This is a genomic window from Caulobacter sp. UNC279MFTsu5.1, from assembly GCF_900114015.1.
Lineage (GTDB): Bacteria > Pseudomonadota > Alphaproteobacteria > Caulobacterales > Caulobacteraceae > Caulobacter.
Window position 1 is genome coordinate 183033 of the sequence record NZ_FORN01000006.1, and the last position, 19517, is coordinate 202549.

Annotated in this window: 23 protein-coding genes and 1 tRNA gene; 12 read left to right on the plus strand and 12 right to left on the minus strand. The window is 70.2% G+C overall.

The window, feature by feature from the left end:
- Positions 1–73: 73 nt before the first annotated feature.
- Positions 74–2488, minus strand: a complete 2415-nt coding sequence (locus BM066_RS05470; RefSeq protein WP_018061543.1) for a TonB-dependent receptor plug domain-containing protein — start codon at positions 2486–2488, stop codon at positions 74–76.
- 269 nt (positions 2489–2757) lie between these two features.
- Here BM066_RS05470 and BM066_RS26365 point away from each other — a divergent pair, with 269 nt between their 5' ends.
- On the plus strand, positions 2758–2904 hold the full coding sequence (locus BM066_RS26365; RefSeq protein WP_018061542.1) for a hypothetical protein: 147 nt from the start codon (positions 2758–2760) through the stop codon (positions 2902–2904).
- A gap of 52 nt (positions 2905–2956) precedes the next feature.
- Here the strand turns inward: BM066_RS26365 and BM066_RS05475 are convergent, their stop codons facing one another.
- Positions 2957–3337 (minus strand): hypothetical protein, encoded by a 381-nt coding sequence (locus tag BM066_RS05475; RefSeq protein WP_018061541.1) that lies wholly within the window; start codon positions 3335–3337, stop codon positions 2957–2959.
- A 317-nt stretch (positions 3338–3654) separates the two neighbouring features.
- Between BM066_RS05475 and BM066_RS05480 the strand changes: the two genes are divergently transcribed.
- The gene (locus tag BM066_RS05480; protein WP_369823227.1) at positions 3655–4395 is read left to right on the plus strand and encodes a 2OG-Fe dioxygenase family protein; all 741 of its coding nucleotides are present in this window, start codon (positions 3655–3657) and stop codon (positions 4393–4395) included.
- 140 nt (positions 4396–4535) lie between these two features.
- On the opposite strand, the gene BM066_RS05485 is transcribed toward BM066_RS05480, so the two are convergent.
- On the minus strand, positions 4536–4874 hold the full coding sequence (locus BM066_RS05485; RefSeq protein ID WP_018061539.1) for a DUF1491 family protein: 339 nt from the start codon (positions 4872–4874) through the stop codon (positions 4536–4538).
- Positions 4875–5156: 282 nt separating this feature from the next.
- On the opposite strand from BM066_RS05485, the gene BM066_RS05490 reads away from it, so the two are divergent.
- Complete coding sequence (locus tag BM066_RS05490) at positions 5157–5918, plus strand: hypothetical protein (RefSeq protein WP_018061538.1); 762 nt, start codon at positions 5157–5159, stop codon at positions 5916–5918.
- A 132-nt stretch (positions 5919–6050) separates the two neighbouring features.
- On the opposite strand, the gene BM066_RS05495 is transcribed toward BM066_RS05490, so the two are convergent.
- Positions 6051–7805, minus strand: a complete 1755-nt coding sequence (locus tag BM066_RS05495; protein WP_018061537.1) for a cell cycle sensor histidine kinase DivJ — start codon at positions 7803–7805, stop codon at positions 6051–6053.
- 188 nt (positions 7806–7993) lie between these two features.
- Here BM066_RS05495 and BM066_RS05500 point away from each other — a divergent pair, with 188 nt between their 5' ends.
- From BM066_RS05500 to BM066_RS05510, 3 genes are all read left to right on the plus strand, one after another.
- Entirely contained in the window at positions 7994–8857 is an 864-nt protein-coding gene (locus tag BM066_RS05500; protein ID WP_018061536.1) for a sensor histidine kinase, read from the plus strand.
- A 101-nt stretch (positions 8858–8958) separates the two neighbouring features.
- The gene (locus tag BM066_RS05505) at positions 8959–9384 is read left to right on the plus strand and encodes a SufE family protein (protein WP_018061535.1); all 426 of its coding nucleotides are present in this window, start codon (positions 8959–8961) and stop codon (positions 9382–9384) included.
- Between the two features lie 9 nt (positions 9385–9393).
- The gene (locus tag BM066_RS05510) at positions 9394–9810 is read left to right on the plus strand and encodes a hypothetical protein (protein ID WP_018061534.1); all 417 of its coding nucleotides are present in this window, start codon (positions 9394–9396) and stop codon (positions 9808–9810) included.
- 47 nt (positions 9811–9857) lie between these two features.
- Here BM066_RS05510 and BM066_RS26370 read toward each other — a convergent pair whose 3' ends face one another.
- Positions 9858–10019 (minus strand): hypothetical protein, encoded by a 162-nt coding sequence (locus BM066_RS26370; RefSeq protein ID WP_018061533.1) that lies wholly within the window; start codon positions 10017–10019, stop codon positions 9858–9860.
- 92 nt (positions 10020–10111) lie between these two features.
- Here BM066_RS26370 and BM066_RS05515 point away from each other — a divergent pair, with 92 nt between their 5' ends.
- The 5 genes from BM066_RS05515 to BM066_RS05535 all read left to right on the plus strand — a co-directional run bounded on the left by BM066_RS05515 (position 10112) and on the right by BM066_RS05535 (position 13152).
- Positions 10112–11050: an oxygen-dependent tRNA uridine(34) hydroxylase TrhO gene (locus tag BM066_RS05515; protein WP_018061532.1), complete on the plus strand. Its 939-nt coding sequence runs from the start codon at positions 10112–10114 to the stop codon at positions 11048–11050.
- Positions 11051–11100: 50 nt separating this feature from the next.
- Positions 11101–11391 carry an ArsR/SmtB family transcription factor gene (locus BM066_RS05520; protein ID WP_018061531.1) on the plus strand — a complete coding sequence of 97 codons (291 nt, stop codon included), beginning with the start codon at positions 11101–11103 and terminating at the stop codon, positions 11389–11391.
- Between the two features lie 98 nt (positions 11392–11489).
- The gene (locus BM066_RS05525) at positions 11490–12239 is read left to right on the plus strand and encodes a glucose 1-dehydrogenase (protein ID WP_018061530.1); all 750 of its coding nucleotides are present in this window, start codon (positions 11490–11492) and stop codon (positions 12237–12239) included.
- A 78-nt stretch (positions 12240–12317) separates the two neighbouring features.
- On the plus strand, positions 12318–12635 hold the full coding sequence (locus tag BM066_RS05530) for a hypothetical protein (RefSeq protein ID WP_089924979.1): 318 nt from the start codon (positions 12318–12320) through the stop codon (positions 12633–12635).
- A gap of 64 nt (positions 12636–12699) precedes the next feature.
- The gene (locus tag BM066_RS05535) at positions 12700–13152 is read left to right on the plus strand and encodes a PA2169 family four-helix-bundle protein (RefSeq protein ID WP_018061189.1); all 453 of its coding nucleotides are present in this window, start codon (positions 12700–12702) and stop codon (positions 13150–13152) included.
- 55 nt (positions 13153–13207) lie between these two features.
- On the opposite strand, the gene BM066_RS05540 is transcribed toward BM066_RS05535, so the two are convergent.
- From BM066_RS05540 to BM066_RS05555, 4 genes are all read right to left on the minus strand, one after another.
- Entirely contained in the window at positions 13208–13918 is a 711-nt protein-coding gene (locus BM066_RS05540; RefSeq protein ID WP_018061190.1) for a DUF6456 domain-containing protein, read from the minus strand.
- Positions 13915–14301 (minus strand): helix-turn-helix domain-containing protein, encoded by a 387-nt coding sequence (locus tag BM066_RS05545; RefSeq protein ID WP_018061191.1) that lies wholly within the window; start codon positions 14299–14301, stop codon positions 13915–13917. The genes BM066_RS05540 and BM066_RS05545 overlap by 4 nt, the downstream gene beginning before the upstream one ends.
- A gap of 140 nt (positions 14302–14441) precedes the next feature.
- Positions 14442–15359, minus strand: a complete 918-nt coding sequence (locus BM066_RS05550) for a sugar kinase (protein ID WP_089924981.1) — start codon at positions 15357–15359, stop codon at positions 14442–14444.
- Between the two features lie 104 nt (positions 15360–15463).
- A complete protein-coding gene (locus tag BM066_RS05555) occupies positions 15464–15883 on the minus strand; it encodes a tautomerase family protein (protein WP_089924984.1) in 420 nt (139 codons plus the stop codon).
- A 97-nt stretch (positions 15884–15980) separates the two neighbouring features.
- On the opposite strand from BM066_RS05555, the gene BM066_RS05560 reads away from it, so the two are divergent.
- Positions 15981–16817 (plus strand): LysR family transcriptional regulator, encoded by an 837-nt coding sequence (locus tag BM066_RS05560; protein ID WP_018061259.1) that lies wholly within the window; start codon positions 15981–15983, stop codon positions 16815–16817.
- 4 nt (positions 16818–16821) lie between these two features.
- Here the strand turns inward: BM066_RS05560 and BM066_RS05565 are convergent, their stop codons facing one another.
- From BM066_RS05565 to BM066_RS05575, 3 genes are all read right to left on the minus strand, one after another.
- On the minus strand, positions 16822–18585 hold the full coding sequence (locus BM066_RS05565; protein WP_018061258.1) for a DUF885 domain-containing protein: 1764 nt from the start codon (positions 18583–18585) through the stop codon (positions 16822–16824).
- A gap of 89 nt (positions 18586–18674) precedes the next feature.
- The gene (locus BM066_RS05570; RefSeq protein WP_049801038.1) at positions 18675–19289 is read right to left on the minus strand and encodes a hypothetical protein; all 615 of its coding nucleotides are present in this window, start codon (positions 19287–19289) and stop codon (positions 18675–18677) included.
- A gap of 133 nt (positions 19290–19422) precedes the next feature.
- Positions 19423–19497, minus strand: a tRNA-Gly gene (locus tag BM066_RS05575).
- Positions 19498–19517: the final 20 nt, after the last annotated feature.

Here is a 19517-nt window from a genome sequence, read left to right on the forward strand (position 1 = left end):
GCGCCGGCGCGTCGCGAAAAATCCTCTCCCGGCGCGAGCGCGCCGGCCGGGAGAGGTAGGCTGGAAAGGGACTCTAGAACGTCGCCGAGAGGCGGGCGTAGTAGAGCCCGCCGTCGGTGTCGTAGGGCGCGTTGCGCGAATAGATCAGCCCGCGCGAGACCTGGAACGTCGCTTCGTCCGGATAGGTGTCGAACAGGTTCTCGGCCCCGACCGTCAGCTTGAACCGGTCGTTCAGCTCGGCGCTGAGCGACAGGTCGACCAGGGTGCGGCCGCCGAACGTCTGGATCAGGTCCGCCGCGCCGTTGGCCTGGGCGTCGGTCCATCGGCCGGAATAGCGGGCCCGGACCATGCCACTGTAGCGGCCGCGGCCGTAGTCGAGCGTCAGGTTGGCGGCGTTCGCCGGCAGGCCGTCCTCGATGTTGATGCGGGCCAGCCTGGAGACCTCGGTCGGCTTGGAGCGGATGACCTTGCTGTCGTTCCAGTTCCAGGCCGCCGTGACGCCGGCCCGGCCGCCCCAGAGGTCGCCCTTCCACGAGCCGACCACGTCGACGCCCTGGGTGCGGGTGTCGAACGCGTTGGTGAAGTAGGACACGGTGGTCAGTGAGTCGGCGCCCGGCACGCCGGCGGCGACCAACTGGGCGCGCAGGGCCGGGGTCACCGTGAAGTTCGGCGACACGGCGAAGCGGGTGTCGACCTCGATGCGGTAGTAGTCGACCGAACCGGTGAAGCCGCCCCGGCGGTAGACCGCGCCGAACGACAGGTTCCTGGACTCCTCGGGCTCCAGCGGCTTGCCGCCCAGCGCCCGGGCGATGGGGTTGACCGGCGACAGGCGGCCCGACGTGAACAGCAGCAGGGTGGTGGTGTTGAGGCCCTGCGAGGTTCGGGTGTTGTTGATCTGGCCCGGGGTCGGGGCGCGAAAACCGGTCGAGACCGCGCCGCGCAGGGCGAAGTCCGGTGTGACCTCGTAGCGCACGGCGATCTTGCCGTCGGTGGTCGAGCCGAACTCCGAGAAATCCTCGTGGCGCACGGCGATGTCGGCGTCGAACCGGTCGGTGATCGGCAGGTCCAGGTCGACATAGCCGGCGTAGCTGGTCTGGTCCCACGACCCGGCCTGGCTGGGGGCGTAGCCGGGAAAGCCGTTGGAGCCGCTGGGCAGGCCGGCGGCCGCGCCCGGCCCGACGTCCCACGAATAACGGTCGCCGGCCTTGATCTCGTAGGTCTCCTGGCGCGCTTCCAGGCCGACGGCCAGGTTGGCGGGCTGGGCCAGGAACGACCAGGCCAGCGGACGCGAGGCGTCGAGATTCAAGGTCTTTTCCACCTGGATCAATGAACCGTCGTCGAACGCGGTCGGCGATTGCGGGCCGAACGAGGCGTTGATGCTGTTCTTCAGGACATAGTCGACGTCGTCGCGGCCGTAGCCGGCCGACAGGTCCCAGGAAAAGCCCAGGGCTCGACCCTTCACGCCGGCGTTGAGCGAGCCGTTGGTCTCGTCCTGGCCGAACACCGGCGCGAAGCCGGCGGGGTAGAGCTGGTTCAGCGACCAGCCGGGGAACGCCGGGCTGGTCCTGTACGAGGTGTCGGTGGCCGGGTTGCGCCAGTTGAAGTCGGTCTGGCCGGTCATGTCGCTGTAGGTGGCGAAGGCGTAGGCCTCGACCGTGTCGGTGAGCGGCAGGATGGTGTTCAGCGTCCCGCGCCAGACGATGCGATCCGGCTGACCCCAGCGCTGCACAGGGTTGCGCACGGCGATCGTCGGGTTGGCGGCCTGGAAGGCGACGGCGTCCGGACGCTGGCGCGTGCGCGAGGTGGCCTCGGCGTCGGCGTAGTCGACACTGCCGACGATCACGCCGCCGTGGCCGAAGTCCAGGCCGTAGCGCGCGCCCACCTCGGTCTTGCGGCCGTCGCCCTCATAGTACTGGCCGGTCTGGGCGTAGCCCGAGAAGCCGGTCTTGGTCGACAGGATGACGTTGATCACCCCGGCGATGGCGTCCGAGCCGTACTGGGCCGAGGCGCCGTCGCGCAGCACCTCGATGCGGCTGACGCCGCTGGTTCCCAGGCTGGCCAGGTCGACGCCCTGCTGCCCCCGGCCGCCCAGCACCGCCGAGCGGTGGCGGCGCTTGCCGTTGACCAGCACCAGGGTCTGGTCGGGCGACAGGCCGCGCAGGGTGGCGGGGCGCACGAAGGCCTGGCCGTCGGCGGCCGGCAGGCGCTGGACGTTGAACGACGGCGTCGTGGCCGCCAGCTTGTCCATGATCTCGTCGGAGACGATGCTGTTCAGGGCGTCCTGGGTGACGACGTCGATGGGCGCCGTGGATTCGAAGGCCGTGCGGTCGACCCGGCGGGTGCCGGTGACGACCAGGGTGTCGATCTGGCTGGCCTCGGCGTCCGCCGCCGACCTCGGGGCGGTCTCTTCGCGGGCCTGGGCCAGGTTCGCCTGGGCGGCGACGGCCAGGGCGAGGGTCGCCCAGGCCACGGAATTCATCGGTTTCATCACATGTCTGCCCTGTTCACGGTCCGCGGGCAGTTAGGCTGATGCGGTGGCGCTTGGACGACGGGGATGCGTCGGTTCCGTGAAGTTACGGATGGCGCCGTTCTTTCAAGCCGACTGGCAACGGGCGGGGAAAACCGCGCCTCGCCACCATACCGACACGTCGAAACGCGCGACGTTATGACCCTGGTCAGGCTAGGGTTTTGGAGTCATGCTTCCTCGGTAGCGGACCATTCCCCGTCAGAGGGAGGGCCGCGCAAGAGGAAACGAAAATGGCTATGGTCCACGAGCCGCGCCACAAGCGCGGAGCCTGCACCCCCCAAGGCAACGCCCTGTGTCTGGGCGTCGCATTCGCCGGCTTGGTGATCGTGGCGATGATGCTGAGCTGGCTGTTCGGCCTGGTCAGCCTGTTCTTTTAGGCGACCGGGATCTTCTGGCCGGAACGCGGCCCTTCGACCTGGAGCGTGGCGGTCAGGCCGCCAGACGCCGCCAGACTTGGCGATCGGCTTCGACATTGCTCAACCCGCCGGCCTTCTGGCGCTCGAACAGCGATCCCATGATCTCCAGGCCCAGCTGCGCGTAGCGCACCTGCACCTGATCGACCAGACAGCCGCGCGACGGCGCGATGAACAGGGCCGCGTTGACGTCCGGAGCCTTGGCGATGATCAGAGCGGCCAGGCGCTGGGCCTTCTCCGGATCCTTGTGATGCAGCAACGGCTCGGCGGCGTAGAGCTCCTGGCCCAACTTGCCGACATAGTTCAGCGACACCTTCGCGAAACGCTCGCGGGTGAGCGGCGGGGCCAGTTCGGCCGCGTCGAGGCTGAGAACGACGTCGTTGAGCAGGAAAAGCATCGGAACCTTGCTGAGGCCGGGCGGCGGCTGCGGGGAAAGAATCAGGCGGTCGGGAGACGTGCGTCAGCCTGCCGCATCGAGCTTTCACTCCGGTTTAGGAGCAGGGTTAACGGGGCGGGAAATGAGATTTCCAGGCAAGCGCCGGGACGCGATCCTAGAGCGTCGTGCGGAAAAGTGGACACCGGTTTTCCGCAAAAACGATGCGAAAACAAAAATCTAGAGCAGGGCTCGCGATTCCTAGATCGCAAGGCTTGCTCTAGCTTGGCGCGACGGCTCCGGCGCCCCATGTGGAGGCCTCGTTCCGCCGGAGGCCGCGCTTGATTCCGCCCGACACGACCCTGTCCGACAGCCAGGCGCGCGACATCGCCGCGGCCCTGCGCGACACGGGCTTCCGCCGCCTCGCCCCCGCCGAGACCGACGCCCTGCTGGGCTCCGACGCCGTGGCCGGCTGGGAGGCCTTCGCCGACAGCTGGAACGACCTGGGCCTGGACCGCTTCATGGCCGACGGCGGCCGCTATCGGCGGCGGCGGTTCGCGGCCTTCTCGGCCTCGCCCGCCGGCGTCGTGCGCAAGCCGCACCAGCCGCACTATCAGAGCCGCGACTACAACGGCCTGAACGGCGGGGTGCAGCGCTGGTTCGAGCCCGTGCTCGACACGGTGGCCGAGCATCCGGTGACGCGGGCGCTGCTGCGCGCGGGCCTGGCGCTGTTCCATCCGCTGACCGTCGATCCGCCCCGGGCCTGGCACGTGGAGCTGCACCAGTTCCGCATCGAGGCCGGCGACGGCGAGGCGGGCCTGCCCACGCCCGAGGGCGCGCATCGCGACGGCGTCGACTGGGTGATCGTCATGCTGGTCGACCGTCGCAACGTCGCCAGCGGGGTCACCGACATCTTCGCCAACGACGGCGCCCGCCTGGGGGCCTTCACCCTGGAGCAACCGCGCGACGCGGTGTTCCTCGACGACCACCGCGTGATGCACGGCGTGACGGCGATCCATCCGCTGCAGCCGGGCCAGCCGGCCACCCGGGACGTGCTGGTGGCGACGTTCCGGCGGGAATAGGCGTTGGACGCCCCCTCCGTCACGATGCGTATCCGCATCGCGCCACCTCCCCCGCTATGCGGGTGAGGAGGATGTCGCGCTGATCTTCTCCTCCCCCGTGCAACGGGGGAGGTGGCGGGCGAAGCCCGACGGAGGGGGCGTCACCCCCCCTCCCCCTCCACCGGCTCGGTCAGGAAATGCCGGCCCTCGCGGTCCTCGATCTCGACCACCCAGATGTCCGGGTCGATCCGCGCGGCGCGTTCGACATAGGCGTCCAGGTCGGGCTCGAAGTCGGACCGTACCGGCTGCATCCAGAAACGCTCGCCGTCGCCGCGCATGGCCTCGCCGTACAGCCTGGCGGTGTTGGCGCGGCGGTCGACGGCCTTGACCAGCACGGCCCCGGCGCGCGGGTCGCCCTTGCGCGCCACGGTGGCGAAGGCCCCGCCCAGCTCGGCGCGGCGGATCAGCGCACCGACCCAGATATCCGTCGAAAGAAGCATCGCTAACTGAACCGCAACCTCGGCGCCCTAAGGCTGCCTGCTGAAACCGCTCTCGCAGAATACGAGATCATGACGTCAAGAAAGACCGCCGAGCCCGCTTATGCGGGCCCGCCCCCCTCTTGTAGAGCCTTTTCGTCCCTTTCGAATTCCATTCGAAAGGGAAAGGCTCTGCGGGGTTCGACGGCGCGGTGGCTAGGGGCTTTTGTCGCGATCGCCGGGTTCGGCGCGTCGACCGCATCCCATGCCGCCACCGCCGCCGACCAGCTCTACGAACGCACGCTGATGACCTCGGCCGACGCGCGCTGCCGGCTGTTCAAGCCCGCCGTGGGCTCGGCCCTGGACGCCGCCCGCGCCCAGGCGCGCGGCGCGGCCCTGCGCTCGGGCGCCAGCGAGGTCCAGGTCCAGGCGGTGGAGCAGAGGGCCCGGGCCAAGGCCGGCGCCGCGGCGTGCGGCTCCAGGGACCTGCAGACCGCCGCCAGCCGCGTGCGCCAGGCGTTCGACGGTTATTCGACCCTGATGCGGATGAACTATCCCGGCGACCGCGCCGCCTGGCAGGCCGACCGGTCAATCTCGGCCACCATCCCGACCTGGCGGCTGTCACAGCCGGCCGGCTTCGGGCGCGACCGCCTGGTGTTCGGCCTGTCGGGCCGCGCCAACGACATGCTGGCCGTGGCGACCTTCGCCGACGAGGCCCAGCCCTACGCCGCGCGCCTGGTCCTGCGCGACACCCTGCGCACCCAAGGTCCGTACCTGAACGCCCGCAACGCCAAGGGCCTGGCGGCCAACGCCGCGCCGCGCAACGCCAGCCGGGTGTTCGGGGCCGAGACCCGCGACATGGCGCCCGTCGCCCTCCTGCCGACCGGCGCCAAGACCGGCCTGGCGTTCCGCTTCCCCCGCGAGGCCGCCGACGCCATGAGCCGCCTGGACCCGCGCGAGGCCGCCACCATCGAGTTCGTGTTCACCAGCCGCAACGGCGTGGACGTGGTGCGCCGGGCCTATGTGGAGGTCGGGGACTTCGCGGCGGGGCGAGCTTTCTTGCGGTAGGGGCTCGGGCGGCGAACACTTGCCCCCAACTGACCGCTGCGCGGTTTGTCGCGGCGAGGGGGCGGAGCGCTCTTCCCCCTCTGGGGGAAGACGATCGCGAAGCGATCCGTAGGGGGCAAGTGCGGAAGCCGCTTATCTCGGCGGCGCGAACTTCACCACGTTCGGGCCCAGTTCCGGCTCCTCCGGCGGCTCGGGCGTGGGCTCCAGCAGCGGCGCCTCCATCGCGGGGCGCGAGGCTCGCAGCAGCACCGGCATGCGCACCGAGACGCTGGTCCCCGCGCCCAGGCGGCTTTCGATGTTCATCTCGCCGCCGTGCAGCTTGGCGAAGGCCCGCACCAGCGACAGGCCCAGGCCCGTGCCCTTGGCCCGCTGGTCGACACCGCCGGCCTGGGCGTAGGGACGGCCCAGGCGCTCGAGGTCCTCGGGGCTGATGCCGACGCCGGTGTCGGCGACCACCAGCTCGAACTCGCCGTCGTGGCCGTCGGCCGTCACCGTCACCTGGCCGCCGCGCGGGGTGAACTTCAGGGCGTTGGACACCAGGTTCAGCACGATCTGCTTGAGGGCCCGGCGGTCGGCGTCGACCTCCAGCTCGCCCGGCGGCAGGACGCCGCGCAGCTGCACCCCGGCCGCGTCGGCCTGGACGCGCAGCAGCCGCATGGCCGCCGTCACCGCCTCGCGGGCGTCGAACTCGCCGCGCTGCAGCTCGAAGCGCTCGGCCTCGATCTTCGACATGTCCAGCACGTCGTTGATCAGGTCCAGCAGGTGGCGTCCCGACTCGTGGATCAGCTCGGCGTATTCGCCGTAGCGGTCGCTCAGGGGGCCGAACATCCGGGCGCGCATGATGTCGGAGAAGCCCATGATGGCGTTCAGCGGCGTGCGCAGCTCGTGGCTCATATTGGCCAGGAAGCGGGCGCGGCCGGCGGCCAGGCCCTCGGCCTCGGCCCGGGCCTGCCGCAGGGCGGTCTCGCGGGCCTTGTCGAGCGTGGCGTCGCGCATCACCCCAACCAGCAGGTCGGGCGAGACCTGGCGCAGGTCCAGGCAGACGGTGCGGGTCGGGTCCAGCAGCGGGGCGAAGGCGACGCTGGCCTCGCCGGCGTCCAGGGCCGCGGCCAGGGCGGCGCTGACCTGCTGGCGGTCGCCGGCCACGGCGGCCGAGGCCAGGCCCTCGCCCGTCAGGTTGGCGGTCGCCACGCCGCGCGGCGCGGCCCCGCGCACGGTCTTGATCCGGCCGTTGCTGGCCACCACCAGCAGCAGCTGCGGCGCGCCGTCGACCAGGGTCTGCAGGGTGTTCAGCTCGCCGACATGGCGGCTGTCGCGCTCGCCGGCCCGGCGGTGGGTGAGGATCAGGCCCGAGGCCAGGCCCACCCCGACGGTCGCCACCGACAGGAAGCCCAGAATGAAGGCCAGCGGTCCCGTGGGCGCGGACGGCGCCAGGCCCGACAGCTGGGTCAGGGCCGCCACCGCGCCGCCGATCAGGGCCAGGCTGGCGCCCTCGGCCAGGCGTCGCGGGGAGGACAGGGTCGAGGCCGCGGCCACCGGGGCCAGGATCCAGGCGCTCATCGCGCCCGAGACGCCGCCGGTCACCACCGCCGCCCCGGCGCCGCAGGTGGCCCACAGCACCAGGATCAGCGATTGCAGGCGCTCGTCGCGCCGGTCGCCCACCGCCAGGGCGGCCAGGGCGGGAAGCGCGCCCGCGGCCAGGGCCAGCCAGACGGGCAGGCCGACCACGCCGGGCGTGAAGGCCGCCGCGCCGGTCGCGAAGATCACGGTCGCCAGCCAGCCCAGCCGCCACAGATGCGCCGCGCCGAAGGCCCCCGTGGAGGTCTCCGAGAGCGGGGCCTGACCCGGCCTGGGGCCGGTCTGGAACGGGGCGCCGTCAATGGCCAAGGCCGCGAGAATCCCTTCCGGTGAGTCTTCGTCGTCAAAGCTTAACGCCGGCGGCCCTCTCTCCCAAGGCCGCACAATCGGCGGGCGATCGTTAACGCCCGAGCTTCCTGTGGACGGAAACGGATTCGTAAGCGCCTTGGTTCATCCTGGCCCATCGAAGTTACGGACAGAAGGTCCGGGAGTCCCTGATGTCGCCACCGGCGATCACCGACGCGTCGGACCATGTCGAGACGCCGCGCGAAAGCGTCGGCGCCGAGACCGGCCTGATGTCGCAGACCACCGCCTTCCGGCGGGCGGCGGCCCGCGCCCGCCGCAAGCAGGCGCTGGACGACCAGAAGCGTTCGTTCCTGCGCATGGTCAGCCACGAACTGCGCACCCCCCTGAACGCGGTGATCGGCTTTTCCGAGATCCTGTCCTGCGAGCTGTACGGCCCTCTGGGCGCGCCGCAGTACAAGGAATACGCCGCCCTGGTGCACGAGAGCGGCCTGAAGCTGCTGCGCCTGGTCAACCAGATCGTCGAGATCGCCCGGCTGGAAGGCCATGTCACCGATCTGGACCTGGGCGAGGAGAACCTGGACGACGCGGTCGAGGACGTGATCCTGCAGCTGCGCGCCGAGGCGTCCGCGCGCGGGGTCAGCATCGTCGTCCCCGAGGCCGGGACCCTGCCCAGCCTGCGGGCCGACGGCCGGGGCCTGCGCACCATCCTGACCAACCTGCTGCAGAACGCCCTCACCCATTCGCCGCAGGGCGGGCTGGTGGTGATCGAGGCCAGGCAGGTCGGCGGCGGCCAGGTCGAGATCGAGATCCGCGACCATGGCGAAGGCGCCGACCCGGCCGACCTGCCCCGGCTGATCCGCCCGTTCGAGCAGGGCGGCGCCACCCTGACCCGGGCGTCCGAGGGCGCGGGCCTGGGCCTGCCGATCGTCGACCTGCTGGCCCGGGCGATGGACGGGAGCCTACGGCTGAAATCCACGCCGGGCCACGGCTTCACCGCCGTCGTCACCCTGCCGGAAGCCGGCGCGCGCCCGTCGATGGCGCGGGCGCGGCCTTAAGGGGTCTTCCCCTCTCGGCGACGCCGCACCATCTGTACTTGGTGCGCGACGGGCGCCAAAACCGGCTTCCACTTTCGGCCGTCGCGCTTTAAGTCCGCGCCATGCAACGCCCCATCGACGCCGCCCTCGACGAACTGGCCGACGAGTTCGAATTGCTCGGCGACTGGGAAGAGCGCTATCGCTACGTGATCGAGCTGGGCAAGGAGTTGGCCCCGCTGACCGAGGCCGAGCATTCCGACGCCAACAAGGTGCGCGGCTGCGCCAGCCAGGTGTGGCTGGTGACCGAGCCGCAAGGCGACGGCACGATCCGCTTCCGGGGCGACAGCGACGCCCACATCGTCAGCGGCCTGATCGCCATCCTGATGCGGCTCTATTCGGGGCGGCCGGCGCGGGACATCGTCGATTTCGACGCCGCCGCCGCCATGGCCCGGCTGGGCCTGTCGGAGGCGTTGTCGTCGCAGCGGTCGAACGGGCTGAAGGCCATGGTGGCGCGGATCCAGCGGGACGCCGGGGCGCTGGCGAGCTAGCTTGGCGCTATGGAATATCCGAACGATGTCGACTTGGTATGGCTCGCCGTAGATGAAACCGACAGGCTGGCCGCGGTCGTCACCGGCGGATCTGGCCCGATTCCGGAACAGGTTTTGATCAACGACGACGACGATGTTCTCGGCATCGAGCGTGCGCTTCTCGCCTTGCCTTCGATTGGCGCTGCATCGGTTCATGCCCAGGTTCCCAATCCTCAAAGCTTCAAAGCGCTGAGCGAGCGGGGCCTGTTTGTCTACGACTGGACGGATGTCCATAGGGTCCGGTCCGCCGAAATTGGCGCTTATGAGCTCGTCGCATCTCCATCTGTGACCCTCAGTCTTGCCGACTTGCCAATCGGCCTGCGCCGCTTGGTGGCGCCCGTCGATCGAGGCGCCCTGTTAGGCGCGTTGACGCTGAGGGTCAGCTAGGGCGGCCACGCCCCAAGGGCGGCACGACAATGCGCCTCGGTCCCAGGTCAGAAGAACCCCGCCCGCGTGCCGATGAACCAGATCGCGATCACGATCAGCACCAGTTGCAACAGCCAGTTGACCGGCGAGGGAATGGGGCTGCGCTGAACCGCGTAGAGCGCCAGTCCAAGCAGCACGAGGGCGACGACGATGACGATCAGGATGCTCATGCTGGTGTAACCGTCCTGCCTAGGCGATAGTTCCAGCACCGCTTGAGAAGCCCGTCTTGAGAACCTGGCCGTCAGCGCCTATCAGCCCAGCCATGACCTTCCGCGTCGCCGCCCTCTATCGCTTCACCACCTTCGCCGACCCGCTGACGATCATGCGGCCGCTGTCGAAGCTGTGCTGCGGCCTGGGCGTCAAGGGCACGCTGCTGCTGGCCCGCGAGGGGATCAACGGCACCATCGCCGGGACGCCGCAGGCCATCGACCAGGTGCTGGACCACATCCGCGCCCTGCCCGGCTGCGACACGCTGGAATTGAAGTTCGCCACGGCGGAGGCGATGCCGTTCCACCGCATGAAGGTCCGGATCAAGCGCGAGATCGTCACCCTGGGGGCCGGCGACCTGGATCCGGCCCACAACGCCGGGACCTATGTCGAGCCCGCCGACTGGAACGCCCTGATCGCTCGCGACGACGTGGTGGTGATCGACACCCGAAACGCCTACGAGGCGGCGATCGGCACGTTCGAGGGGGCGATCGCCCCCAAGACCGCCAGCTTCAGCGACTTCCCGGCCTGGTTCCGCGCCTTCCGCCAGACCTGGGACCCGGCCGCCCCGCCGCCCAAGGTGGCGATGTTCTGCACCGGCGGCATCCGCTGCGAGAAGTCGACGGCGTTCCTCAAGAGCGAAGGCGTCGAGGAAGTCTTCCACCTGAAGGGCGGGATCCTGAACTATCTGGAGACCACGCCCCCCGAGGCCAGCCTCTGGCGCGGCGAGTGCTTCGTGTTCGACGAGCGGGTGGCGGTCGGCCATGGCCTGGCGCCCGGAACCCACGCCCTGTGCCGGGGCTGCCGCATGCCGGTCAGCCCCGAAGACCGCGCCTCGGAACACTATGTCGAGGGCGTCTCCTGCCCCGCCTGCCATGACGCCCGCGACGACGAGGCCAAGGCCCGCTACGCCGAGCGCCACAGACAGGCCAAGCGCGCCAAGGAACTGGGCATCGCCCATGTGGGGGCGGTGATGGAGCCGCGCGAACCTTAAGCCGACGCCGCGACGTTGCGCCGAACCCGCGCCGCCGTCATATGTCGAGCATGACCGAAACGGCCGTCACCCTGTCCGAACGGCAGACCGCCCTGATCGCCAAGGCCCTGGCCGAGCCGCGTCGCCTGCAGATCCTCAAGGAGATCGGCGCCAGCAACGATCCCACCCCCTGCGGCGGCCTGGTCCAGGCCCAGCAGGTCAGCGCCGCGACCCTGTCCCACCACCTCAAGGAGCTTGAGACCTCGGGCCTGGTGCGCATCTGCCGCACGGGCAAGTTCGCCTTCCTGGTGCTGCAGCGCGACGTGCTGAACGCCTATCTGGCCCAGCTCGCCGAAATCTGAGGCCGCCCGCACTTTTCGTCGGCGGTCCGCGCCTTGAATCGTTTCGATGATCATCTAACTATCGAAACGTCGCCGCGTGGCGACATGGAGAGAATTCGATGAGCAAGCTTTCAGGTAAGACCGCCGTGGTGACCGGCGCGTCCAAGGGGATCGGCGCCGATATCGCCAGGGGCCTGGCCGCCGAAGGCGCGGCGGTGGTGGTCAACTACGCCTCCAGCCGCGAAGGCGCCGACAAGGTCGTGGCCGAGATCGTCGCCGCCGGCGGCAAGGCGGTCGCCGTCCAGGCCGACGTCTCCCAGCCGGCCGACATCACGCGGCTGTTCGCCGAGGCCAAGGCCGCCTTCGGGACGCTCGACATCCTGGTCAACAACGCCGGCGTCTATCAGTTCGCCGCGCTCGACGCGGTGACCGCCGACGAGTTCCACCGCCAGTTCAACATCAACGTCCTGGGCCTGCTGCTGGCCACCCAGGAGGCGGCCCGCCACTTCGGCCCCGACGGCGGCAGCGTGATCAACATCAGCTCGGCCGTGACCGCGATGACCCTGCCGGAGACGTCGATCTACACCGCCACCAAGGCGTCGGTGGACTCGATCACCCGGGTGCTGGCCAAGGAGCTGGGGCCGCGCAAGATCCGCGTCAACGCCATCAATCCCGGCGTCGTCGAGACCGAGGGCGTGCACACCATGGGCTTCCTCGGCACGGATTTCGAGGCCGCCCTGGTGTCGCAAACCCCGCTGGGCCGCATTGGCCAACCGGGCGACATCACGCCGGTCGCCGTGTTCCTGGCCTCGGCCGACGCCGGGTGGGTGACGGGCGAGACCATCGTCGCCTCCGGCGGCTTGCGCTAGGCGCGGCGCGGGGCGACGGGGGATCATCCCCCGCCGCCCCGCGTTATCGAGGCTCCCACATTCCAAGGAGCCTTTCCCATGGCCGCCTACGACGCCCCCTACGGCACGCCCGCCCAAGCGCGGCAGGGCCTGCTGTCCTCACTCTCCGACAAGGTCTCGGGCCTCTTCCACAAGGCGCCCGCCGATCCCTACGCCCCGACCCCGCCGGCCGACTACGCCCTCAAGCCCGACGCCCAGGGCAAGGTCACCCTGGCCGGCTACAAGGTGCCCGTCGCCATCGCCGTGCTCGGGGCCGGCGTCGTCGCCGCCTTGCTGATCAACCGGCGCACCCGCGCCCCGACCATCGCGGCGGCCACCACCGCCTGGAGCTTCTTCGGCTCGAAACTGGCGCGCTGAGGCGCCGCTTCGAACCTTTCACGGCCGGCCCGCGTTTGGCCGGTCCCCTCTACGGAGCTCCCCCATGACCCACACCAACGAAGACCATATCAAGCTCGTCAACAGCCTGGTCGAGACCACCATCGACAGCGCCGACGGCTATGCCGAAGCCGCCAAGGACGCCGACGGCGCGCGCTTCAAGACCCTGTTCCAGCAACGCGCCCAAGAGCGCCGCTCGGTCGCTTCGGAGCTGCAGGACGAGGTCCGCCGCCTGGGCGGCGAGGCCAAAGACGACGGCACCATCCTGGCCGCCGCCCACCGCGCCTTCGTCAATCTGAAGGACAGCCTGACCAAGGGCGACGACGCCGTCGTCAACGAGGTCGAGGCCGGCGAGGACTACATCAAGGCCAAGTTCGAAAAGGCCCTGCAGGACACCGACGTCGACGCCCAGACCCGCGCCGCGATCGAAAAGGCCTGGACCTCGGTCAAGTCCGGCCACGACCAGATGCGCGACATCAAGCACATGCTGAAGCACTAGCGATCTGCGGGCCGGGGACGCGCACCTGTGCGTGTCCCCCAGCCTCGTCCCGCTTTCACGCCATCCGGTAGTGCATCGCCAGCCGCTGCAGCGCCAGTTTCAGCACCGTCTTGCCCGCCCGCCTGGGCAGGCCCAGTTCGCGCTCGGCCACCTGCAGGGCGGTCTCGGCCAGGCACACTCGCTCGAGCATCTCCCGCAGGCCCGGACCGACCGCCGCCAAGGCCGCGGCGATCCGGTCCTTGGCCGCCCTGGCCCGCAGCGCCGGCTCCAGGGCCTGGCCGCCACCGCTTCCGCGCGGCTGGGCGTCCCAGTTCATGGTCAGCCGGCCGATCGAGCCGGCCTTCTGGAAGTCCTCGCGCAGCCGCTCGCCGGCGCAAATCTCCACCGGCTCCAGGCCGCCGCGCCGGGCCAGCCAGGCCAGGGGCGACTCGCCCAGATTGGCCTTGAGCACCACGTGCTGGCTGCTGCCCTCGATCACCACCCGCTCGCCCTCGATCACGCCCGGGCGTCCCGGCGGCGGGGCCGGCGGGGCCAGCGGCTTGACCAGCCGCCAGCCGCCCTCGCGGCGCGAGGCCAGGGCGCCGTCGCGGGCCAAAACCCGGAAGGCGGCCTCGTCCACGGTCAGCATGGCCCGCCGCCGCGGCCCGAACCGGACCACATAGCCCAGGCCCTTGACCTCGATCAGCGCCCCGGGCCGCCGCAGCAGCCGCTCGGCGCGGGCGGCCAGGTGCTCGGCGGCCAGCGCCCGCTCGAACGCGCCGCTCATTGGTCAGGCCCCAGCCGGGTCAGCTCCGGGATGGCGTCGGGGGCCTGTTTCACGCAGGCCTCCAGCACGCTCATTCGGGCGTCGAAGTCGGCGTTCTCGCGCATGTCCTCGATACGCTGGCAGGCATGGCCGCAGGTGCTGCGGTCGCGGTTGAACGCGAAGGCCACCCGGATCAGCGGCCAGTTGAAATTGACGTGCGCCAGGTAGATGGCGATCTGCCGGGCCCGCGCCGCCGCCTTGCTGGCGCGCTTGGTCGAGGCGATGTCGGCGGGCGACACCCCGGTGGCCAGGGCCACCGCGTGGGTGATGAACGCGGCCGTCAGACGGTCGCGGCGCGGGTCGGGCGAAATCGCCCAGAGATCCTCGAGAGCTTGAGCCAGCATCGGCTTCCCCCTGCGAACGGCGTCCCCGTGACGCCCTCGACCTCGAGTCTAGGTCGATATTCCGGAGGTGAGGATAACTTTCCTATTACGCGCGTCCAGTAGGAATATAAACCTTTGATTGCGCTAAGCCCGACCGCTCTCTATCCCCGCGACCAAATGGGCATAGAGGCCTGCGGAATGATCGCGCCCTTGCAGGTCACCACCGCCGCGGCCAGGTCGTGGCCGCGCGAGACGGCGGTCTCGACCGGCAGGCCCGCCAGGCGCGAGGACAGGTAGGCGGCGTTGAAGCTGTCGCCCGCGCCGGTGGTGTCCAAAGCCTTGACCCTTGACGGCGCTGGGGTGGCGATGCGCCCTTCCGGGGCGTGGACATTGACCGCGTGGCTCTCGTCGCGCGCCACCACCTCGGCCCCGGCGGCGGCCCATTCGGCGGCCAGGGCCTCGGCCTCGCGGCCGTACAGCGGCCGGCTGTCCTCGCTGCTCAGGGAAATGTAGCGGCAGGCGGGCGTGACGCCGTCCAGCGCCTCGCGCGCCGCCTCGGGGTTGGCCCACAGGGCCGGGCGATAGTTGAAGTCCAGGGCCACGGCCACGCCCAGCGAGTGGACATAGGCCAGGATGTCCTTCAGCCGCGCCCGCCCGATGTCGCCGATCACCGCCAGGGTGACGCCCGACAGATAGACCAGGTCGCTGGCCTTGGCGGCGGCGATCAGCTGGTCGGCGGTGTGCTGCGAGAACAGGTCGCGGATCGGGGCCCGCTCGCGCCAGTAGTGGAACTTCCGCTCGCCGGTCTCGTCCAGCACGATGGCGTAGAGGCCCGGCAGGCGGTTCTCGGCTTCGCGCACCAGGCGGGTGTCCAACCCCTCGCGGCGCATGGCCGCCAGGGCGCCGTCGCTGAACGGGTCGCCCTTGCCCAGGGCCGTGCAATAGGCCACCGCGTCGCCCAGCCGGGCCAGGTAGACGGCGGTGTTGAAGGTGTCGCCCGCGAACCCCATACGGTGCAGCCCCTCGCCCTCCGGCGACAGCTCGACCATGCATTCGCCCAGGACGGTGATGCGCGCCATGTGTGGGGTCCCCTCGTTCGCGGCGGTGATAGCCTCCCGCGGTTCTTCGGGCCACCCGCCACGAGCGAGCAATGCGCTCGCCGTCCGACCGAAGCCCGGAACGCCTATCGCCCCGCCGCGCCCGCCAGCATCCTTTCGACATAGCGACGCTCCTGCGTCACGCCGCCGAAGCCGTAGCTGTCGGCGAAGACCTCTTCCACATAGCCGTAGCTCTCCGGATGCAGGTCGCCCAACAGTTCGCCCATCGCCTGGAACAGGGCGGAGAGGAACTGCGCCTTCTCGTCCTTCGTGTTCGTGCCGTCCACGACCTTCACCGAGAGCCAGTAGCTCGCCTTGTCCTGGTCCAGCAGCGAACGGCCGGCCACGAACCAGATGGCGGGGTTCACCCGCTCGACGATCACCGCCGTGACCTCGGCGGGCTTGCGCAGGATGCGACTGACGAGGTCAACGACCTGATGGGCCACCTTCTGCTCCAGGTCGGGCGTGTCGCGGGTCGGGGCGATGTGGACGGTGATGATGGGCATTCGAGCCTCCTGACATTTCGATGTCCGAATGTGCGAGGCCGCGCTACATTCCACAACGGCATTTATATTGTCGCAATGATTACGAATTGGAATGCATATGCGAGACCTGGATCTGACTCAGGTTCGAGCCTTCGTGGCCGCCGTGGACTTCAGGAGCTTCACCGCCGCTGGAGAGGCGCTGGGCGCGACCCAATCGGCGATCAGCGTCCGCATCGACAAGCTTGAGCGGGCGCTCGGAGCGCGGCTGCTGACCCGAACGCCGCGCACCCTGGGCTTGACCCCGGCGGGGCAGGCGTTTCTCGAGCGCGCGCGCGAGATTCTCCGTCTGAACGACCTGACGCTGAATGAGATGAGCACTGGGGTTGCCACGCCGAGGGCTCGTCTGCGCCTGGCGGTCAGCGACCACGCCGCCGGAGGGCGGCTGGTCGAGATCATCAAGGCGCTGCAGGCCCACGACCGGCTCCTTGAGGTCGAAGTCACCACGGGATTGTCGGCCGAGATGCGCGCGGTGTTCGACGGCGGCGACGCCGACGCGGCGATCGTCCGGCAAGACGCCAATCGACGCGAGGGCGCGCTGCTCCTTCGTCAGCCGCTGGTCTGGGCGGGCGCGACCTCGGGCGCACATCTCGCCGGCGGCGTTGATCTCGTGGCTCTGCGCGGCCCATGCGGGGTCAAGGCGGCGATGACCAAGGCGCTTGACCAGGCTGGGATATCCTGGCGCTTCAGCTTTCAGGGCGGCTCGGTGCTGAGTTTGCAGGCCGCCGTGCGCGAGGGCCTGGGCGTCAGCGCCTTCGGCCCTGAAACCCTCCCGCCGGACCTTCAGAGGCCGCAAGGCGAACTTCCTCCCCTGCCGGCAGGGAACATCGTGTTGTACTCGCAGGCTCCCGCGCCGGTGCGCGACCTGATCGCCCGAGCCTTCAGGACCGGCTTGTAGTCCGCTACCCCTTCTTTCGCTCCGCGATCCACGCATCCACCTTCGCCTCCAGCACCGCCAGCGGCAGCGAGCCGTTCAGCAGCACCGTGTCGTGGAAGGCCCGCTCGTCGAACCGGTCGCCCAGCGCCGCCTCGGCCCGATGGCGCAGCTCCAGGATCTTCAGTTCGCCCACCTTGTAGGCCAGGGCCTGGCCGGGCCAGGAGACGTAGCGGGCCACCTCGACGTCGATGTTGGTCGGCGACAGGGCGGTGTTGTCGAGGAAGCAGGCCTTGGCCTGGTCCAGCGTCCAGTGCTTGGCGTGGATGCCGGTGTCGGCCACCAGCCGGCAGGCCCGCCACATCTCGTAGGACAGCCGACCGAACAGCTCGTAGGGGTCGCGATAGAGCCCCATCTCCTCGCCCAGCCATTCGGAATAGAGGCCCCAGCCCTCGCCATAGGCGTTGAAATAGATCGTCTTGCGGAAGTCCGGGACCCCGGTCTGCTCCTGGGCCAGCGAAGTCTGGATGTGATGGCCCGGCGCGCCCTCGTGCAGCACCAGGGCCGGCAGTTCGTACAGCGGCCGCTGGTCCAGGGCCGAGGTGTTGATCATCAGCCCGCCCGCCCGGCCGGTCTTGGGATCGCCGCCGAAATAGCGGCCGGTGGTGTAGCCCTGCTCGATGCTGGCCGGCACCGGCCGCACGCCGTAGGTCAGGCGCGGCAGGGTCCCGAAATGGGCCGGCAGCTGGTCGTCGGCCCGCTTGGCGATCTCGCTGGCCTTCTCCAGCAGCTGCTGGCGGCTGGTGGCGTAGAAGCGCGGATCCTTGCGCAGATAGGCGATGAAGGCCGGCAGGTCGCCCTGGAAGCCGGCCTGCTTCATCACGACCTCCATCCGCGCCCGGATGCGCGCCACCTCCGACAGGCCCAGGGCGTGGACCTGGTCGGCGGTCAGGGTCGTGGTCGTGTGGCGGCGCACCAGGAAGGCGTAGTAGCGCTGGCCGTCGGGCAGGTCGGAGACCGCCAGGCTCTTGGCGGCGTGCGGGACGTACTCGGTCTCCATGAAGGTCACGAAGCCGGCGCGGGCCGGGGCCACCTTGTCGACGACCACCTGGGTCCCCTCGGCCAGCAGGGCGGCCTTGCGGTCGGCGGGGACAGAGGCCGGCAGATTGCGCAGCGGGGCCAGCAGCGGTTCGTCGGCCAGGGGCGTGGCGGCCGTGCGGCGGGCGCGGTCCAGCACCGCCTGGGCGGTCGGGACGGCCTGGACGAAGCCGGTCGCCACCCCGCGCCGGGCGTTGGCGATATTGGCCGCGTACCAGTCGGGCGTCTGGGCCAGCAGGGCGATCCACTGGCGGGCCTCGGCCTCGGACCTCAGGCGCATGCCGTTGGCGCGGTACAGCAGGATGACGTCGAAGCCGCCGTCGGTGCTGAACGGCATGCGGGCCTCGTCGAACGACAGGCCCTGCAGCCGCTCGTCCAGGCTCCATTTCAGGATGGCGTGGGTCAGGCGCTGGTCCGGCTTGAGCGCGGCCAGGTCGACGCCGTCCAGGGTCTTGCGGGCCGAGGTCAACAGGGCCTTGCGGTCGGCGTCGGCCTTGGGCCCGACCGGCGGGAACCTGAAGCGCGAGGCCTCGTCCGCCCCGCCCTCGCCGTCGTCCTCGCCCGCCCCAGACGCCTCGTAGGCCTTGACCGCCTGGGCCAGGCGCTCCGAAGCGTCGGCCTTGGACGTCGCGGCGACGGCGGCGCCGTTCAGGGCCAGGGCGACGGCGAGGCCCAGAAGGACGCGCTTGGACATCGAAAAACTCCGCAGGTTCACCGCGAAGGTTAGATCAGGAATCGGAGCGCGGCCCAAATCGCGGCGCGGCGGCGACCGTCCTGGCGCCGCTAGAACGTCGTCCGGCACTTCTGCTTGGCGTGGACCCCGCGCAGGAAGCCGCGCCGCGCCAGGCCGGCGTCGACCGCGGCGTTCATGCGGCGGTCGGCCGGCGCCGCGCCGGTCAGTTCGCGCACGATGCCCCGAAACGGGATGATGGTGTTGATCACCGTCTTGCCGCCGGCCTCGGCCAGCTTGCCGGCCCGGTTCTCCTTGACCTCGTTGCCGACCACGTAGTCGGGGCCGAGCACCTCGTTGAGGCTGGCGACCTCGGCGGCCAGTTGCTTGCAGGTCTTCAGGCCCTTGAGGCTGTAGGGATCCTCCTGCGCCGTGATCAGGATCGGCGGGATCTGCCGCTTCATGACGCCGACGTCGCGGGCGGGCTGGGTGCCGATCTCCACCGACTTCTTGCGGGCCTGGGCCCAGCCGGACTCCTCGCCCTCGGGCTTGTCGCCGTCCTTCTGTTCAGGCGGCGGCTCGGGCGCCGGGGCCGAGGCCGCGGGCTTCCGGGTGGGATATTCGGGCTTTGGCCGGGTCTGGGCCTGGGCCGCGCCCGCCACGGCCAGGGCCGCGACCATCATCGCCGCGCCCGCCGCGCGGCTCCGCCCAAGATCCCATCGCGCCATGTCCGCCAAGCCCCTCGCATCGTCCGCCCCACGCAGGCGACGCCGGTTCAGCAACGGCGGCCCGCGCAACGGGTTCCATAGGCCTATCAGGCGCCCACCGGATGCGTCACGCTTCAAATTCTGGGAGGGAAATTGGAGCGGGCGAAGAGATTCGAACTCTCGACCCCAACCTTGGCAAGGTTGTGCTCTACCACTGAGCTACGCCCGCATCCGGGATATTTCGGGTCT

What these genes read in the sequence shown, in the direction of transcription:
- BM066_RS05570 (WP_049801038.1), bottom strand. Translation starts at nt 19,289, where the DNA reads ATGGCGCGATGGGATCTTGGGCGGAGCCGCGCGGCGGGCGCGGCGATG.
- BM066_RS05560 (WP_018061259.1), top strand. Translation starts at nt 15,981, where the DNA reads ATGCGAGACCTGGATCTGACTCAGGTTCGAGCCTTCGTGGCCGCCGTG.
- BM066_RS05500 (WP_018061536.1), top strand. Translation starts at nt 7,994, where the DNA reads ATGTCGCCACCGGCGATCACCGACGCGTCGGACCATGTCGAGACGCCG.
- BM066_RS05490 (WP_018061538.1), top strand. Translation starts at nt 5,157, where the DNA reads ATGACCTCGGCCGACGCGCGCTGCCGGCTGTTCAAGCCCGCCGTGGGC.
- BM066_RS26365 (WP_018061542.1), top strand. Translation starts at nt 2,758, where the DNA reads ATGGCTATGGTCCACGAGCCGCGCCACAAGCGCGGAGCCTGCACCCCC.
- BM066_RS05485 (WP_018061539.1), bottom strand. Translation starts at nt 4,874, where the DNA reads ATGCTTCTTTCGACGGATATCTGGGTCGGTGCGCTGATCCGCCGCGCC.
- BM066_RS05550 (WP_089924981.1), bottom strand. Translation starts at nt 15,359, where the DNA reads ATGGCGCGCATCACCGTCCTGGGCGAATGCATGGTCGAGCTGTCGCCG.
- BM066_RS05540 (WP_018061190.1), bottom strand. Translation starts at nt 13,918, where the DNA reads ATGAGCGGCGCGTTCGAGCGGGCGCTGGCCGCCGAGCACCTGGCCGCC.
- BM066_RS05515 (WP_018061532.1), top strand. Translation starts at nt 10,112, where the DNA reads ATGACCTTCCGCGTCGCCGCCCTCTATCGCTTCACCACCTTCGCCGAC.
- BM066_RS05505 (WP_018061535.1), top strand. Translation starts at nt 8,959, where the DNA reads ATGCAACGCCCCATCGACGCCGCCCTCGACGAACTGGCCGACGAGTTC.
- BM066_RS26370 (WP_018061533.1), bottom strand. Translation starts at nt 10,019, where the DNA reads ATGAGCATCCTGATCGTCATCGTCGTCGCCCTCGTGCTGCTTGGACTG.
- BM066_RS05545 (WP_018061191.1), bottom strand. Translation starts at nt 14,301, where the DNA reads ATGCTGGCTCAAGCTCTCGAGGATCTCTGGGCGATTTCGCCCGACCCG.
- BM066_RS05530 (WP_089924979.1), top strand. Translation starts at nt 12,318, where the DNA reads ATGGCCGCCTACGACGCCCCCTACGGCACGCCCGCCCAAGCGCGGCAG.
- BM066_RS05535 (WP_018061189.1), top strand. Translation starts at nt 12,700, where the DNA reads ATGACCCACACCAACGAAGACCATATCAAGCTCGTCAACAGCCTGGTC.
- BM066_RS05565 (WP_018061258.1), bottom strand. Translation starts at nt 18,585, where the DNA reads ATGTCCAAGCGCGTCCTTCTGGGCCTCGCCGTCGCCCTGGCCCTGAAC.
- BM066_RS05525 (WP_018061530.1), top strand. Translation starts at nt 11,490, where the DNA reads ATGAGCAAGCTTTCAGGTAAGACCGCCGTGGTGACCGGCGCGTCCAAG.
- BM066_RS05475 (WP_018061541.1), bottom strand. Translation starts at nt 3,337, where the DNA reads ATGCTTTTCCTGCTCAACGACGTCGTTCTCAGCCTCGACGCGGCCGAA.
- BM066_RS05555 (WP_089924984.1), bottom strand. Translation starts at nt 15,883, where the DNA reads ATGCCCATCATCACCGTCCACATCGCCCCGACCCGCGACACGCCCGAC.
- BM066_RS05510 (WP_018061534.1), top strand. Translation starts at nt 9,394, where the DNA reads ATGGAATATCCGAACGATGTCGACTTGGTATGGCTCGCCGTAGATGAA.
- BM066_RS05470 (WP_018061543.1), bottom strand. Translation starts at nt 2,488, where the DNA reads ATGAAACCGATGAATTCCGTGGCCTGGGCGACCCTCGCCCTGGCCGTC.
- BM066_RS05520 (WP_018061531.1), top strand. Translation starts at nt 11,101, where the DNA reads ATGACCGAAACGGCCGTCACCCTGTCCGAACGGCAGACCGCCCTGATC.